General features: G+C 66.4%; 13 protein-coding genes. 9 read left to right on the top strand and 4 right to left on the bottom strand.

What is annotated here, in order from left to right; genetic code table 11:
• Positions 1 to 100: 100 nt before the first annotated feature.
• Complete coding sequence (locus ACO06X_RS12695) at positions 101 to 2,245, top strand: PBP1A family penicillin-binding protein (RefSeq protein WP_421836619.1); 2,145 nt, start codon at positions 101 to 103, stop codon at positions 2,243 to 2,245.
• On the opposite strand, the gene ACO06X_RS12690 is transcribed toward ACO06X_RS12695, so the two are convergent.
• On the bottom strand, positions 2,246 to 2,677 hold the full coding sequence (locus ACO06X_RS12690) for a hypothetical protein (protein ID WP_421836618.1): 432 nt from the start codon (positions 2,675 to 2,677) through the stop codon (positions 2,246 to 2,248).
• 108 nt (positions 2,678 to 2,785) lie between these two features.
• On the opposite strand from ACO06X_RS12690, the gene ACO06X_RS12685 reads away from it, so the two are divergent.
• Entirely contained in the window at positions 2,786 to 3,628 is an 843-nt protein-coding gene (locus ACO06X_RS12685) for a helix-turn-helix domain-containing protein (protein ID WP_421836616.1), read from the top strand.
• Between the two features lie 332 nt (positions 3,629 to 3,960).
• Positions 3,961 to 4,335 (top strand): limonene-1,2-epoxide hydrolase family protein, encoded by a 375-nt coding sequence (locus tag ACO06X_RS12680; protein WP_298170870.1) that lies wholly within the window; start codon positions 3,961 to 3,963, stop codon positions 4,333 to 4,335.
• Positions 4,336 to 4,402: 67 nt separating this feature from the next.
• On the opposite strand, the gene ACO06X_RS12675 is transcribed toward ACO06X_RS12680, so the two are convergent.
• From ACO06X_RS12675 to hflK, 3 genes are all read right to left on the bottom strand, one after another.
• Complete coding sequence (locus ACO06X_RS12675; protein ID WP_421839905.1) at positions 4,403 to 5,974, bottom strand: Do family serine endopeptidase; 1,572 nt, start codon at positions 5,972 to 5,974, stop codon at positions 4,403 to 4,405.
• A gap of 122 nt (positions 5,975 to 6,096) precedes the next feature.
• On the bottom strand, positions 6,097 to 6,954 hold the full coding sequence (gene hflC / locus ACO06X_RS12670; RefSeq protein ID WP_421836615.1) for a protease modulator HflC: 858 nt from the start codon (positions 6,952 to 6,954) through the stop codon (positions 6,097 to 6,099).
• 1 nt (position 6,955) lies between these two features.
• The gene (hflK, locus tag ACO06X_RS12665; RefSeq protein WP_421836614.1) at positions 6,956 to 8,083 is read right to left on the bottom strand and encodes a protease modulator HflK; all 1,128 of its coding nucleotides are present in this window, start codon (positions 8,081 to 8,083) and stop codon (positions 6,956 to 6,958) included.
• 171 nt (positions 8,084 to 8,254) lie between these two features.
• On the opposite strand from hflK, the gene ACO06X_RS12660 reads away from it, so the two are divergent.
• From ACO06X_RS12660 to dnaA, 6 genes are all read left to right on the top strand, one after another.
• Positions 8,255 to 9,184 (top strand): Mrp/NBP35 family ATP-binding protein, encoded by a 930-nt coding sequence (locus ACO06X_RS12660; RefSeq protein ID WP_421839904.1) that lies wholly within the window; start codon positions 8,255 to 8,257, stop codon positions 9,182 to 9,184.
• Positions 9,185 to 9,208: 24 nt separating this feature from the next.
• Positions 9,209 to 11,512 carry a molybdopterin cofactor-binding domain-containing protein gene (locus tag ACO06X_RS12655; protein ID WP_421836613.1) on the top strand — a complete coding sequence of 768 codons (2,304 nt, stop codon included), beginning with the start codon at positions 9,209 to 9,211 and terminating at the stop codon, positions 11,510 to 11,512.
• An 8-nt stretch (positions 11,513 to 11,520) separates the two neighbouring features.
• Complete coding sequence (gene hemH, locus ACO06X_RS12650) at positions 11,521 to 12,534, top strand: ferrochelatase (protein ID WP_421836612.1); 1,014 nt, start codon at positions 11,521 to 11,523, stop codon at positions 12,532 to 12,534.
• Positions 12,535 to 12,606: 72 nt separating this feature from the next.
• Positions 12,607 to 14,028, top strand: coding sequence for a cytochrome P450 (locus ACO06X_RS12645; protein WP_421836611.1), 1,422 nt, complete (start codon positions 12,607 to 12,609; stop codon positions 14,026 to 14,028).
• 148 nt (positions 14,029 to 14,176) lie between these two features.
• Positions 14,177 to 14,437 (top strand): 30S ribosomal protein S20, encoded by a 261-nt coding sequence (gene rpsT, locus ACO06X_RS12640; protein ID WP_147159619.1) that lies wholly within the window; start codon positions 14,177 to 14,179, stop codon positions 14,435 to 14,437.
• Between the two features lie 559 nt (positions 14,438 to 14,996).
• Positions 14,997 to 16,400, top strand: a complete 1,404-nt coding sequence (gene dnaA, locus ACO06X_RS12635) for a chromosomal replication initiator protein DnaA (RefSeq protein WP_421836610.1) — start codon at positions 14,997 to 14,999, stop codon at positions 16,398 to 16,400.
• Positions 16,401 to 16,425 lie beyond the last annotated feature (25 nt).

The following is a 16,425-nucleotide window of genomic DNA, read 5'->3' as shown; positions in this document are numbered from 1 at the left end:
TTAACCCTGTGTTCCGAATCGCCTATGCATCACGCGCCGCGAGGACGCATGCCCGCCGCAACAAGGGGCAGGGCTGCATGAGGGAGCTGACGCAAAGCTGATGGCCAGACGGGATTCCCCCAACCGTTCGAAGCTGGGCCGCTCCGAACCGGAGCGCTCGTCCTCACGGCGGCAGCGCGACCCGCAGGAGCCTTCGTTCCTCCGCCGCTGGCTGCGCCGCATGCTCATCTGGGGCACGGCACTGACCCTGCTGGGCGCGATGGCTCTGGCGGTAGCGGTCTTCGTCACCGAGCGTTCGCTGCCGAGCTACGAGCGGATGAAATCGACCCAGACCGGGCAGACCATCGTGGTCCGCGCGAGTGACGGGTCCGAGATCGTCACGCTCGGGCCGAGCTACGGGCGCTGGGTGCCCTATGAGCGCATTCCGCAGACGCTGAAGGACGCGATGATCTCGGTCGAGGACCGCCGCTTCCGCGACCACTGGGGCGTCGATCCCATCGGCATCGTCCGCTCGGTCGTGGTGCGCATCCAGAGCGGGCACTGGCGGCAGGGTGGCTCGACGATCACGCAGCAGCTGGCGCGCAACATCTTCCTCAACAACAGCCGCACCTTCGATCGCAAGATCCGCGAGGCGCTGCTGGCCATGGCGATCGAGCAGAAGTTCACCAAGGACCAGGTGCTCGAGCTCTACCTCAACAAGGTCTACTTCGGCGGCGGCGCCTATGGCGTCGATTCCGCCGCGCGCAAGTTCTTCGGCCACTCGGGCGAGCAGCTGAGCCTCGCCGAAGCGGCGATCATCGCCGGCCTCGTCAAGGCGCCCTCGCACTATTCGCCCACCGCCGATGCCGCAGCAGCCGTCGGCCGCGCCAAGGTCGTCGTGCAAACGATGCAGGAAGCCGGCAAGATCACTCCGGCAGAAGCGGCCGCGGTCGATCTCAAGGCAGTGAAGCTTGCCGAGGAGCAGGGCCAGAATTCGGCGCGCTACTTCACCGACTGGGTGCTGCCGCAGCTCGATCTGCTGCTGCCCGACAACGACCAGCCGATCGAGGTGTGGACCACGCTCGATCCTGCCGCGCAGCATGCCGCCACCGATTCGATCCAGGCCAATGTGCCCAAGGGCGCACAGGGGGCGCTTGTCAGCCTTGACCGTGACGGCGCGGTGCTGGCGATGGTCGGCGGCACCGACTATGTGACCTCGAATTACAACCGCGCGGTCAACGCTGTGCGCCAGCCGGGTTCGGCATGGAAGCTGTTCGTCTACCTCGCCGCGCTGGAAGCCGGGTACACCCCCGATGCCAAGGTCAAGGATGAGCCGGTGACGATCGACGGCTGGAGCCCGCGCAATTCGGGCGGAACCTATGCCGGCGAAATCGACGTGCGCAGCGCCTTTGCCTATTCCAAGAACACTGTGGCGGCGCAGCTCGGCAACGAAGTCGGCTTCGGCGCGGTAGCCAACATGGCGCGCCGCTTCGGCATCACCACGCCGATCAACACGCTGCCCTCGATGGTGCTGGGCTCGTCCGACGTGCGCGTGATCGACATGGTGCGTGCCTTCGCCGCAGTGCAGGCCAAGGGCACGGCAGTGACGCCTTACGGCATTCGCAAGATCACCTCGACCGAAGGTGAAGTGCTCTACAGCCATCGGCCTGATCCGGCGCAGCAACTGGTGCCCAACTTCGTGGCGGCGGGGATCACCGACCTGCTGCAGTCTGCCGTGAGCATCGGCACCGGCCGCGCCGCGCAGATCGGGCGCCCGGTCGCGGGCAAGACCGGCACGACGAGCTCGAACAAGGACGGCTGGTTCCTCGGCTTCTCGAGCGGGATCACCACCGGCGTGTGGATGGGCCGCGACGATGCGCATCCGGTGCCCGGGCTCCAGGGCGGCACCGCGCCCGCGCGCGCCTTTGCCGCCTACATGAAGATCGCCACCGCCAAGCGCCCGCCCGAAAAGTTCGATACCGATCTCAAGATGCCGCAGTGGCAGCTGGAGCCCGATGACGAAGTGATGCAGGCCAATCCGGATGGCTATTTCTATGCCGATCCCGATGGCAACATCATCGAGCCGGGAGCCCAGCCCAAGCCGCCGGCGGCCGATGGCGTCTTGCCGGGCGGTGAGCAGGGCGTTCCGGTGCCCGAAGGCCCGCCGGCTGCCGGAGACGATTTCCTCAGCCGCGCCACCGGCAAGCAGGCTGATCCGGCGCCGCGTCCCCGGCCGAAGCCGGTCGCCACCCCCAAGCCGAACTGATCACCCTCTCGCATCGCGGGCGAACGCCTTGCTCCCCGCGATGCCGATCAGGAACATGGCCAGCGCCAAGGTGTTGGGCACGACATTGAGGCCGAAGCCGGTCAGAACCGAAAGCGTGCTGTCGAGCGCATACCACGCCAGAATGCCGATCGTGGCGGCCTGCCACAGCGGCTGCCCGGCGGGCCCCATCGTGATGGCCTGCCGGATGACCAGCCAGAGCATCACCATCCAGCCCAGGAACACGCCGCCGAGGACCCCGATCATGAACCGGCCGGCGGGGGTAAGGTCGGTCGGCGGCCCCATGCTGATCAGCGCCAGCCCCATGCGCAGCGGCGCATCCGTTGCGGGCAGCGCGCCGCCCGCCACAAGCAGCGCGAACAGTACCATCGAAACCAGCCAGAACTGGAACCAGGCTTGCCAGAAAGGGCTCATGCAAGTGATCTCCTCGTGTCTGGCGGTCTGGTGGCAGAGGTGCCAGCGGCAAATCAATTACCTCCGGGGTTATTGAAGCGGCCCCGCCGTGCTGCGACACTCGCGCGCATGGATATGTGTGTTGATGGATTCGCGCGCCTGCTGCGAGAATGGCGGCAGAAACGGCGCTGGTCGCAGCTGGACCTCGCGCTGACTTCGGGCGTTTCGCAGCGCCATATCAGCTTCCTTGAATCCGCACGGTCTAATCCCAGCCGGGCGATGATCCTGCAACTGAGCGAGGCGCTCGACGTTCCGCTGCGGACACGCAACCTGTGGCTCACGGCGGCGGGCTTCGCGCCGCTCTACGCCGCGCGCACGCTGGATGATCCGCAGATGGCGCAGGTCATGGGCGCGGTACGCATGATGCTCGGCGCGCACGAGCCTTACCCGGCGCTGGCGCTCGACCGAGCATGGAACGTGCTGGTCACCAATCGGCCATTCGATGCGCTCACCGCGCTGCTTGGCGCCGATATCTGGGAGCGTGTGGCGGGCGCCGAAACTGGGGGCGAGCGCAATCTCATGCGCCTGTTCTTCCACCCGCTGGGCATCCGTTCACTGGTGACGAACTGGGCCGCAGTCGGCCCCCTGCTGTGGCAGCGCGCGACGCGCGAGGCGCATGCGCTGGGCGGCGCCGACATGCTGGCCGTGCTCGATGAGCTTGCGCCGTTTCAGGAGCCCGAGGTGCTGTGGTCCGCGATGGACAGCGCGCTGCTGCCCGTGGTGCCGTTCAAGCTGGCGGTGGGCGATCAGCGGATCGCTTTGTTCGCGGTGATCGCCACCTTCGGCACGGCGCAGGATGTGACGACCGACGAACTGCGGATCGAGACGCTGTTTCCCGCCGACGCCGAGACCGAGGCGCTATTCCGCCACCTGCCGCTGCCGCCCGCGCAGGGCGAATACCTCCTGCAATAACCTCCCGAGTAATTGGCAGCCTTCCCTGGCCGGTTCATGGTCCCTTCCAGGCCGTAAACTCATAAACCGCGCCATCGAGGCGACCAAATGGCGAACATATCGGGCCAAAGCACCCGCCGGGAAGGCTGGTTGCCTTTCCAAGGGCGCGTTGGTTCGAGATGGAAGCCATTTGGTCGCCCCGAAGGGGTTTAGCCAGAATGGCCCATTGCTGCGTCGGTAAGGCTTGAGATATCGACATATCCCTGCGCCTTCCCTCCTTGCACTGAGCCATTCTGCCCTAAACCTCGATGGCGCGGTTTATGAGTTTACGGCCTAGGACAAGGAGAGGACCCATGACCCCACTCGAGACAATCAAGGCCTTCATGAAGGCGATGGAGCCGCTCGATTACGATACGGCGCTCCAGTACGTGGCCGAGACTTGCGAATACACCAACCCGCCGCCCATCGGCACGGTGACCGGGCCTGCCGGTATGCGCGCGGTGCTGGAGCCATTCTTCGCGCCGACGCTGGAGAACGCGTTCGTGATCCTGCGCGAGCTCGCCGCCGGCCCGGTCGTCATGCTGGAGCGGCTCGACCGGCACCGCCTTGCAGACAAATGGGTCGAGCTGCCGGTGACCGGCGTCTACGAAGTCCACGAGGGCAAGATCACCTACTGGCGCGACTATTTCGACGCGGCGACGATCATGTCGCAGTGGCCCACCGGCTGAACGCGGATACGAAAAGGGGCTGGTGGACGCCTGTCCACCAGCCCCTTTTCTGTGCGCAGGTTGCCTGTCAGCGGATGCGGATCGGCAGGTAGATCGCGGGCTGGCCGCGGCGCTGGATGCGCAGCAGCACGGCCTCGCGGTTCTCGGTCTTGGCCTGGCGTACCACGGCTTCGAGATCGGCAGCCGTGGCCACCGGCTTGTAATTGGCCGAAAGCACGATGTCGCCGCGCTGCAGGCCCTTGGCCGCCGCGTCCGCCGAATCGTCGACTGCCGTGATGACCACGCCCTTGGTGTCCTCGCTCGCGCCAAGCTGGCGGGCGATCTGCGGCGTGATCGGGATCGCCGCGATGCCGAGCGCCTGCTGCACGACCGGTCCTGCGGGCTTGCTCGGCTTGGCGGTGCCGCCGCCGAAGCCGCTATCATCGCCCTGCTGCGCATCGGGATCGAAGGTCTGCTGGGCGAGCTCTTCCTCGCTCGGCCGCTTGCCGACGATGGCCTGCACCGTCAGGCGCTGGCCGTTGCGGATGAGGTCGATCGGGATGCGCTTGCCGGGCGCGGTGTTGGCGACGATGAACGACAGGGTCTGGTCCGGCGTCACGTCCTTGCTATCAACGCGCACGACCACGTCGCCGGGCTGCATGCCGGCCTTGGCCGCGCCCTGTCCGGGTTCGACCGACTGGATGAATTCGCCGCGATTCTTGGCAAGGCCAAGGCTGGCCGCGAGGTCGTCCGACAGCTGCTGGATGCGCACGCCCAGATAGCCGCGCTCGATGGCCTGGCCATTGCGCAGCTTCTCGACGATCGGGGCCGCGATTTCGGCCGGAATGGCGAAGCCGATGCCGACACTGCCGCCGGTGGGCGAGAAGATCGCATTGTTGATGCCGATGACGTTGCCGGCCATGTCGAACATCGGCCCGCCAGAGTTGCCCCGGTTGATCGAGGCGTCGGTCTGCAGGTAGCGGTCATAGGCCGAACCCGAACCGGTATTGCGATAGACCGCCGAGATGATGCCGCTGGTGACCGTGCCGCCAAGGCCGAACGGGTTACCGATCGCGATGATCCAGTCCCCCACGCGGGCGTGGCGCGAATCGCCAAACTTCACGAACGGGAAGGGCTTGGGGCCGGTGATCTTGAGCACGGCCAGATCGGATGCGGCATCGCGGCCGACGAGCTTGGCCGGATAGTCCGTTCCGTCGGTCATGGTGACGGTGATCGATTCGATCTCGCCCTGCCCTTCGGCGGTGATCACGTGATTGTTGGTGACGACGTAGCCGTCAGCCGAAACGAGGAAGCCCGAGCCGAGCGACTGCGCCTCACGCGTCTGCGGCTGGCCGCCGCCACCGCCCTGTCCCCCGCCGAACAGATCGCTGAACGGGGTGCCGGCAAAGGGGTTGTTGTTCTGCACCTTCACGCGCTGGCGGGTGGAGATGTTGACCACCGCCGGCTGGAGCTGCTGGGTGAGATCGGCAAAGCTGGCCGGGGCACCGCCACGCGGGACGACCGACTGCATCTGGGCCGAATCGTTCTGCGCAACCTGGGCTCCGGCCGGGAAACCCGTCGTCAGGGTCAGCGCGCTGCCAGCGAGGAGCAGCGCCGTAGTCACTCCGTAAGCGTATCGCACGTGGCAATTCCTCTTCATCTCAGCGGGGGTGGGCGGGAGCCCGCGCACCTGGTCCCCGGTTCCGATTCCGCGCATGCCGCTTTCACATCCGAGCGCCTGAACCGGGATTGAATAACATGTTCGGCCAGAAACGGGTGCGGTTACTTGCCGCCCTTGAACTGGCGCAGATAGGCGTTGTCAGGCGAAAGCACGATAGAGGTGCTGCTGCCCTTCTGCGCGAAGGTGTAGTCGTAGCTGCGCATCGCCCGGTAGAAATCGTAGAACTCCGGGTCCTTGCCGAAGCTGTCGGCATAGATCTTCGCCGCCTCTGCCGCCGCCGTGGCTTCGATGATCTGGGCATTCTTGCGCCCACCCGCGCGGATCGTGGCGGCTTCCTGCTGGCGCGCGGTGCTCATCCGGGTGAAGGCGCTTTCGAGCGGGGCACCATCGGGCAGGTCCGCCCGCTTGATCCGCACATCGATCACTTGCGCGCCATATTCGCGCGCCTCCTTGTCCAGACCCTTGCGGATATTGACCATGGCCTGCCCGCGATCAGCGGTGAGCAAGGAGCCGAAGGTGCGCTTGCCGAGTTCCTGGCGCAGCACCGAGTTCAGGATCGGCTGGAGCTGTTCGGCCACCTTGTCGACCGTGCCGGCGGTCTCGTACATCTTCACCGGATCGATCACGCGGAAGCGCGCATAGGCATCGACTTCAAGCCGGCGCTGATCGGCCGAGGTCACCTGCTGGCGTTCGAGATCGACATCAAGCACGCGCTTGTCGATCCGCACCACCTGTTCGATGAAGGGAATGCGCAGCACGATGCCCGCGCCCGTCTGGCCGAAATCGACCTGGGGGCGGAAGCGGTTGACCACGCGGTTTGGCTCGCCCAGCCGGACGATCACCGCCTGCTCCTGCTCGCCCACCACGGTGACGCAGCTGAGCAGCACGACGATGCCGACGGCGAGCGCAATCAGCACTGCCTTCTGTTCCTGCCACAGGCGGATCAGGGTCTGTTCCATCTCAGCGGCGCTCCGTGTTGTCGGCAGGCGGGGTCTGCTTGATCCCCGGCAGCGGGAGGTAGGACATGACTCCGGAGGATTCGAGAATGACCTTGTCGGTCTGGCTGAGCACGCGCTCCATCGTCTCGTAATACATGCGCCGCCGCGTCACTTCGGGGGCCAGCTTGTACTGCGCATAGACCTTGTCGAACGCGGTCGCCTCGCCCTGCGCGCCCTGGATGAGCTGCTGGGCCCGCGCTTCAGCGCGGTTCATGTCGCTCTGCGCATCCTGCTGGGCGGCGAGCACTTCCTTGAAGGCGTCGACAACCTTGGCCGGCGGGTCGGTCTTCTTGATTTCCACACCCTGGATCTTCACGCCCGAACGATAGGCATCGAGAATGTGCTGCATGCGTTCGCGCACGTTGGATTCGATCGATGCGCGGCCGGAACCCATCGCATCGTTGAGCGATACCTCGGCAATCGACTGGCGCATCGCCGCCTCCGCCACTTCCTTCACCGTGGCATCGGGTTCGGCGAGCTGGAAGGTGTAGAGCTTGAGGTCCTTGATGTTCCAGCGAACGAGGTAGGTGAGGTCGACGAGGTTCTGGTCGCCCGTCAGCATCAGCCGCTCGCTATCGCCTTCAGGGATCGAATCGCGGCGGATCGAGGTGACATCCTCGACCGTGACGGCCTGAATAGGCCAGGGCAGCGTGAACGAGACACCGGAATCGATGGTGTGACTGTAGGCACCGAAAGTGGTGACGATACCCTTTTCCTGCGGGGAAACGCGGTGAACCATCGTGGCACCGAGCCAGACGAGCAGGACAAGGCCGATCGCAACCGGCACCCACGAGCCGCCGCCGGGGCGCAGGGGCAGGCGGAAGCCCGGGCCGCCACCGCCGCCGCCACCGCCGCTGCGGCGCTTGAACAGATCCTCGAGCGTCTGCCCGCGGCGTCCATCGCCCGAGGACGGCGGCAGCCAAGGATTGCGCGGACCGCTGCCGCGCGGGGGAGACGGCGGGCTTTCCGGAGCGGAATCGCCGCTTTCGCCGCCATCGCCGACAGCTTCGCCCGAAGGCTCCCCGCTCCCCGCATCGCCCGCGCCCCATGGGCTCTTCTTGCCGGCCATTGCCAGGCCGATCTTCGACATACGTCCACCGAAAGAAATCATAAGGAGGACTATAGGTACGCTCTGCGGTTAAAAACAGTATCTCCCTGCCAAAATTCCTCTGCTAGGGGGCGTCCGTTAGGGCATACGCCCTCTAGACATGGGATGTTGGCATTGAGCCTTGATCAGACGGCACTGGAGCAGGCGGTCCGCATGGCCGCCGGCGCGCGGCTGCAGACCGCGCGGACGGAAGGCGAAACCGCCTCGATCATCCTTGAAGTAAGCGGGCTCGACCGCGCGGGCCGCGATGCGCTGGAAGCCAAAGTGCGCGAGGCGGCGCGCGCCGCCGGGGCCGCCGACGTGCGCGTGGGGATGACCGCCGAACGCATCGCCCGGCGCATCATCGCCGTCGGTTCAGGCAAGGGCGGCGTGGGCAAGTCGACGCTTTCGGCCAACCTCGCCGTGGCCATGGCCAAGATGGGGCGCAAGGTCGGCCTCGTGGACGCTGATATCTATGGTCCCTCGCAGCCGCGCCTGCTGGCCACCGAAGGCCGCAAGCCCGAGGCCGAGAACCAGAAGATTCACCCGGTGCCGAGCCCGTGGGGCGTGCCGATGCTCTCGATGGGGCATCTCGTCCAGCCGGGCCAGGCCATCGCGTGGCGCGGGCCGATGGCGGGCAATGCGCTGGGCCAGCTGATCGATGCGCACTGGGGCGATGCGGAGATTCTCGTCGTCGACCTGCCGCCGGGCACTGGCGACGTGCAGCTTACCATGCTGCAGAAGCACAAGCCTGCGGGCGCGGTGATCGTCTCCACCCCGCAGGACCTTGCGCTGATGGACGCCGCGCGCGCGATCCGCCTGTTCGAGCAGGGCGACGTGCCGCTGATCGGCATGGTCGAGAACATGGCTGGTTACGTCTGCCCGCACTGCGGCGAGACGAGCGATCCGTTCGGTTCGGGCGGCGCCGAAGCAGCGGCGAAAACCATGGGCCTGCCCTTCCTTGGCCGTGTGCCGCTGAACCTCGCGATCCGCCAATCGAGCGATGCGGGCGAGCCGATGGCGGCGGGCGATAGCCCCGAAGCGGCGATCTTTGCCGGGATCGCGCAGCGCGTGCTCGCCTGGCTGGACGCGCAGAAGGGATGAGGCTCAAGGCATGAGGCTCAGGGCATGAGACTCACCAGGCGCGGGCTGCTGATCGGCGCGGGCGGCGCAGGTGCGCTGCTCGTGGCCTTCGCGCTCTCGCCGCGCCGCTATGCCAGCGCCCTTGTGGCGGGGCCGGGCGAGCATGTGTTCGACAGCTTCATCCGCCTTGCCGCCGATGGCGCGGTGAGCGTGGCCGTGCCGGTCTGCGAAATGGGGCAAGGCATTTCCACCTTGATGGCGCAGATCGTCGCGGTCGAACTCGGCGCGGACTGGAAGCGGGTGGGCGTGGAGCCCGCACCGCCGAGCCCGGTCTACGGCGATGCGGTGCTGGCCGCACGCTGGGCGCCGCTGTGGCAGCCACGCATGCTCCCCGCGCTGGCGGATACGCCCGACGACTGGCTGGCGCGCAACCACGCCGAGCGCGAGCCGCTGATGATCACCGCCGAGGGCACCGCGCTGGCAGCGTTCGAAGCGCGCTTGCGCGCCGCGGCAGCGGGGCTGCGTGCCATGCTGATGCAGGCGGCGGCGGCCAAGTGGAACGCCCGGTGGGAGACGCTCGATACGGCGGGGCATTTCGTCGTCAACGGCAAGCAGCGGCCCAACGATCAGAAACTGGCCTTCGCCGCGCTTGTTGCGGATGCGGTGGCTTATGATCCGCCCGATCCGCCAGCCCTGCGCGCGGAGCCGCCGAAGGAGCGGCCCGGCCAGTTCCCCGATGGCGCACGCCCGCGCTACCCCCGGCTCGACTTGCCCGCCAAGGCCGATGGCAGCTTCGTCTTTGCCGGTGACGTGCGCGTGCCGGGCATGGTTCACGCGGCGATCGCGCATGGACCGCAGGGCGACACGGTGCTTTCCAGCTTCGATCGCAAGGCGGCCGAAGGCATCCCCGGCGTCGTCGGCGTAGTCCAGTCGAAGCGCTGGGTCGCGGCGGCGGCGAAGACCTGGCATGCCGCGCACAAGGCAGTGCTGGCGATGGAGCCGCGCTTTCATGCCGCCGGGCGGATTGCCGATTCCTCTGCGCTCGATGCCCGCATCGATAGCGCCTTGCGCAAGGGAGCGGCGACCCGGCTCGAGGCGGAAGGCGATCCCGATGCCTTGCTTGCCAAGCCCAGCCTCACCGCGCGCTATGACATAGAGCCCGCGCCGCACGCCCCGCTAGAAACCGCCACCGCCACCGCGCGGTTGGCCGGCGAGAAGCTCGAACTCTGGCTCGCCACGCAGGCGCCCGAACTGGTGCGGCGTCAGGCAGCGCGGGCGGCAGGTGTGCCCCGCCGCAATGTCGTGGTCTATCCGATGCACGCCGGCGGCAGTTTCGATGCCCGGCTCGATGCGCGCATCGCGGTCGAGGCGGTGGAGATTGCCAAGGCGCTGGGGCGCCCGGTCCAGCTCGTATGGTCGCGGTGGGAGGAAGCGCTCGCCGGTTATCCGCGCACACCGGTCTCCGCGCTGCTGTCTGCTTCGATCGGGCCGGACAAGCGGCAGCTGCTCGGCTGGCGTACGCGCATGGCGTTGCCCGCCACCGCGATCGAGGCAGGCGCGCGGCTGCTGGACGGGGCGGACACCCCCGGCGCGCAGGCCGCCGCCAGAGGCCGCGCCGATCCGCTGGCCTGCGAAGGCGCGATGCCGCTCTATGCGATCCCGGAGCGCGCGGTGGATCACGTGCCGGTCTCGCTCCCGCTGCCGACCGCGCGCTATCGCGGCAATGCCCATGGCTACAGCGCGTTCTTCACCGAGAGCTTCATCGATGAATGCGCGCATTTCGGTGGGGCCGAGCCGCTGTCCTACCGCATCGGCATGCTCACCGGGCAGCCGCGCCTTGCCGCCTGCCTCGTCGGTGCCGCGCGGATGGCAATGTGGGGCGGCGGGGCGGATGCTTCGGGGCAAGGGATTGCGTGCCACCGCATGGACCTCGCCGCGCCCGAAGGCCTGCGCAGCGGGTTCATCGCCGTGGTCGCCACCGCACGGCAGGAAGAAGGCGCGATCCGGGTCGACCAGCTCAGTGCCTGGCTCGATATCGGGCGGATCGTGAACGTCGATATCGCGCGCCAACAGGTCGAGGGGGGGATGCTGTTTGCGCTGGCGCAGGCGATCGGTGGCAGCACGGCCTATGCGGCGGGCCTGCCGACAGCGGGCCGACTTTCGCAATTGGGCCTGCCGCTGCTTGCCGATTGCCCGAAGGTTGATATTGCGTTTGCCGAGTCGGACGAGCAACCGTTCGACCCGGGCGAGCTTGCGACAACCGCAGTCGCACCGGCCATTGCCAACGCGCTGTTTTCTGCCACAGGACTGCGCTTTCGCCGCCTGCCCCTGCTTTCTGAAGGCCTTTGATCAGCCCAATGGATAAACCTGCCGACCATCCCCGGGTTATCACCGGCAAGATCGGGGTGCTCCTGGTCAACCTCGGCACGCCCGACGCGCCCGACGAAGGTGCGGTGCGGCGCTATCTCGCCGAGTTCCTTTCGGACCGCCGCGTGGTGGAAATCCCGCAGATTTTCTGGCAGCCGATCCTGCGCGGGCTCGTCCTGCGCACGCGGCCGAGGAAGTCGGCCCATGCCTATAGCCAGGTGTGGACCGAAGACGGCTCTCCGCTTGCCTACCACACCGCGGCGCAGGCGCGCGGGCTGCAGGCGCGGCTCGGAGACGCGGCCATCGTGCGCTACGCCATGCGCTACCAGAAGCCTGCGATGGCGGTGGAGCTCGACAAGCTGCTGGCCGATGGCTGCGAGCGCATTCTCGTCGCGCCGCTCTATCCGCAGTATTCGGGCGCGACGACGGCAAGTGCGCTCGATGCCGTGGCGAACTGGATCAAGGATCGCCGCCGCCTGCCCGCCCTGCGCACCCTTCCGCCCTATTTTGACGATCCGCTGGCGATCACGGCCCTGCACACGGACCTTTCCGCCCAGATCGCCGCGCTCGATTTCGAGCCCGAGCTGCTCGTCCTGAGCTTCCACGGCATGCCCGAGCGCACCTTGCGGCTCGGCGATCCCTATCATTGCCACTGCCAGAAAACCGCGCGCCTCCTGAGTGAGACTTTTGCCAGTTCGCACCCCGGCCTGATGGTCGCGACCAGCTTCCAATCGCGCTTCGGCCGCGCCAAATGGCTGGAACCTGCGACGGACGACGTGATCAAGGTGCAGGCCAGCAACGGCATTCGCCGCATGGCCGTCGCCGCGCCGGGCTTCTCGTCCGATTGCCTCGAGACGATCGAGGAACTCGGCATACGCGGGCGCGAGGATTTCGAAGCGGCGGGCGGCACGCATTTCGCCGCGCTCACCTGCCTCAACACCACCGAGGCCGGCATGGACATGCTCGAGGCGCTGGTGCGCAGGGAACTTGCTGGCTGGATTTGAGCTTGCGGAAATTGACTTTGCTTACAGGCGTGTCATTAACCGATCGGTTAAGGGCGCAATCAGGAGCAAGGCATGGCCAGTCTCGCAGCTAACCATCCGCAACCGATCCGTCCGCAGGACGTGCAGAGCGAGCGCGGCAATCCCCACTGGGTCCGGCTGAAGGACGAGCGCGAGCTCGATTCGATTCCGGGTGAGGATGGCTGGCCGATGCTGGGCACCACGTTCCAGCTGCTGGCCGATCCGATCGGCTACGGCAACCGCATGCGCGCGAAGTATGGCGACGTCTACCGCACGCGCAGCTTCGGGCGGCGGCAGGTCACGCTGATCGGGCCCGAGGCCAACGAGCTCGTGCTGTTCGACCGGGACAAGATCTTCTCGTCCGAACAGGGCTGGGGCCCGGTGCTCAACCTGCTGTTCCCGCGCGGGCTGATGCTGCTGGATTTCGCCGCGCACCGGGCTGATCGCCGCGCGCTATCGATCGCCTTCAAGCCGGAGCCGATGCGCCACTATTGCGCCGCGCTCAATGCCGATATCGCGCGCGGGGTGGAAGCCTGGGGCGAAGGGGAGCGCAAGTTCTATCCCGCGATCAAGGCGCTGACGCTGGAAACGGCGGCGACCAGCTTCCTTGGCCTGCCGCTGGGGCCGGAAGCGGACATGCTCAACAAGGCTTTCGTCGACATGGTGCAGGCCTCGGTGGCGCCAGTGCGCCGGCCGCTGCCGTTCACGGCGATGGGCAAGGGTTATTCCGGGCGCAAGCTCATGGTGGAGTACTTCACCCGCCTCGTACGCGAGCGGCGCGCAATGCCCGGGCAGGACATGTTCAGCCAGTTTGCCATGGCGCGGCGTGATGATGATCCGTCTGCCGACCTGCTGCCAGAGGACGTTGTGGTCGATCACATGATCTTCCTGATGATGGCGGCGCACGACACCATCACAAGCTCGTTCACCACGCTGATCTGGCACCTCGCGAAAAATCCCGAATGGCAGGAGAAGTTGCGCGCCGAGGCGCGTGCGGCGGCGGGCGGAGACGGCGTGCCACTTGCCTTCGATTCGCTCGGCAAGATGGAGCTGACCGAAATGGCGATGAAGGAAGCCCTGCGGATCATGCCGCCGGTCCCTTCGACACCGCGCCGGGCGATGCGCGATTTCACCTTCGGCGGATATCGCATTCCCGCCGGCACCAATGTCGGCGTGAGCGCCGCTGCGGTCCACGCCGATCCGGCGCACTGGCCGGAGCCGGAACGGTTTGATCCGATGCGCTTCACGCCGGCCGCAGTCGCCGCACGGCACAAGTATGCTTGGATCCCCTATGGCGGCGGCGCGCATATGTGCCTCGGCCTCCACTTCGCGACGATGCAGACCAAGCTTCTCGTCCACCACATCCTCACGCGGTACCGGGTGGAAGCGGAGCCGGGCTATGAGCCGGCATGGCAGCCCTGGCCGATCCCGAAGCCCCGGGATGGCCTGCGCGTGAAGTTTGCGCGACTTGCCTGACCGTCCGCCCCGCGCAAACGGTTGACGATTCGCCATGCCGCAGTTATGGGCCGCGCTTTCCCGGAAGGCTCGTCGCTTTGCCGGGGTGAACCGGATTGTATGCGGCTCGTGCCAAACGGGCTGCCAGAGCTCTTGAAACAGGACAGACATGGCCAATACGCCGCAAGCCCGTAAGCGCATTCGTCGCAACGCCAACCGTGCCGAGATCAACGGCAACCGTCTCTCGCGCATCCGCACCTTCGTGAAGAAGGTCGAGGCCGCGATCGCCGGTGGTGACAAGACTGCTGCGGCCGAAGCTCTTCACGCTGCCCAGCCGGAACTGGCACGCGGCGTGGCGCGCGGTGTGCTCCACAAGAACACCGTGGCACGCAAGATGTCGCGCCTGTCGAAGCGAGTCGCTTCGCTCTGATTCGCCTCGTGCGGGCCTTCACAGGCTAGCACTACGTACGAAAACGGAACGCGGCTGGTGTCTGTGACACCGGCCGCGTTTTGTTTCGCCCCTGTTACAGCGTATGCTGTCATGGCCGGCATTGGCCTTGTCACGCACAAGTCGCAGTTTTCTGCCGATTCGCAGGCTGTTGTGAAAAAAATGCAATAAAATCAATTATTTGATTGATTTCCGCCATGTTTGCCTAGTCAAGATTCTTTATTTCAGTTTTTTTGCGGCTCGGCGCTTGCGAATCTCTGCCCAAGGCCAATAGACAGTTCTTCCCGATGCGACGCGGACTCTGCCTCAGCAGGTTTGGTAGCCAATTCGGGGTCACGACATTCGCAAGTTTCATAACCGGGAGCAGGGGTGCTTTCCCGGTACGGGGTAGAACTATGCCTGCGGCAAGGGGTGCTGAAGCAGGCGATCTGGGTGAGGGTAGCGGCGCGTGAAGATGGATGAATTTGCAGGCGGCGGTGGACGGGGCACCGCAGCCCAAGCGGCTGACGCCGCACCAAGCAGAAAAGGACGGGACAACGCGATGATCGAGGACCAGGAAGCGCTCGATCTTGCGGCAGATTGGGCCGATATCAGCCAGGGCCTGAAGAAGGACCTCGGCCCGCAACTCCACAGCCAGTGGATCAAGCCGATTCAGGTCGGCACGTTCTGCAAGGAAACCGGGACGCTCGACCTGTTCCTGCCGACCGAGTTTTCCGCGAACTGGGTGGCCGACCGCTTTGCCGACCGGCTTTCGCTGGCATGGAAGATCGCGCGTTCGGAAGTGCGCCAGGTGCGCATCACCGTTCACCCGCGCCGCCGTGCGATGCCGGAACTGCGCATGGGCGGCATGCCCGCCAACGATACTGGGCCGATCACGCCGGTGCAGCGCCAGCCGGCCATGCCGCTCAACGCCGATGCCGCCGTGACGGGGCTGGATCCCTCGCTGACTTTCGCCGAATTCGTTTCGGGCTCGGCCAACGTTCTGGCCGTCAACGCCGCGCAGCGCATGGCAGCGCTCGAAACCCCGCAGTTCTCGCCGCTCTACCTCAAGGGCGCGACTGGCCAGGGCAAGACACACCTGCTCCACGCCATCGGGCACGCTTATGCCGCAGCCCGTCCGGGCGCGCGCATCTTCTATTGCTCGGCCGAGCGCTTCATGATCGAGTTCGTGCAGGCCATGCGCTCGAACGAGATGCTGGAGTTCAAGGCCCGCTTGCGCGGGTTCGACCTGCTGCTGGTCGACGACATCCAGTTCATCATCGGCAAGGCCTCCACGCAGGAGGAATTCCTCCACACGATCGACGCACTAATGAGTGCGGGCAAGCGCCTCGTCGTCGCTGCCGACCGCGCGCCGCAGGCCTTGGACGGGGTCGAGCAGCGCCTCCTCTCGCGCCTCTCGATGGGCCTCGTCGCGGATATCCAGCCGGCAGACATCGACCTGCGCCGCAAGATCCTCGAACACCGGCTCGCGCGCTTCACCAGCACGCAGGTGCCGGCTGACGTGATCGAGTTTCTCGCCCGCACGATCAATCGCAACGTGCGCGAACTCGTCGGCGGGCTCAACAAGCTGATCGCCTATGCGCAGCTTACCGGTCAACCGGTCTCGCTCCAGCTAGCCGAGGAACAGCTCACCGATATCCTCTCGGCCAACCGCCGCCGGATCACCATCGATGAGATCCAGCGGATGGTCTGCCAGTTCTACCGCGTCGACCGCACCGAAATGGCCAGCAAGCGCCGTGCCCGCGCAGTCGTGCGCCCGCGGCAGGTCGCGATGTACCTCGCCAAGGTGCTGACGCCGCGCTCATATCCGGAAATCGGCCGCAAGTTCGGCGGGCGCGATCACTCGACCGTGATCCACGCCGTGCGCCTGATCGAGGAACTGCGCACACGCGACGCCGATATGGACGGCGATGTGCGGACCTTGCTGCGGCAATTGGAAGACTGAAGAACCAGGGAAAGCGCGAGGGCGA

It is taken from the genome of Novosphingobium sp., from assembly GCF_965229225.1.
In the GTDB taxonomy this organism is placed as follows: domain Bacteria; phylum Pseudomonadota; class Alphaproteobacteria; order Sphingomonadales; family Sphingomonadaceae; genus Novosphingobium.
This window is presented reverse-complemented; position numbering and strand designations above follow the sequence as displayed.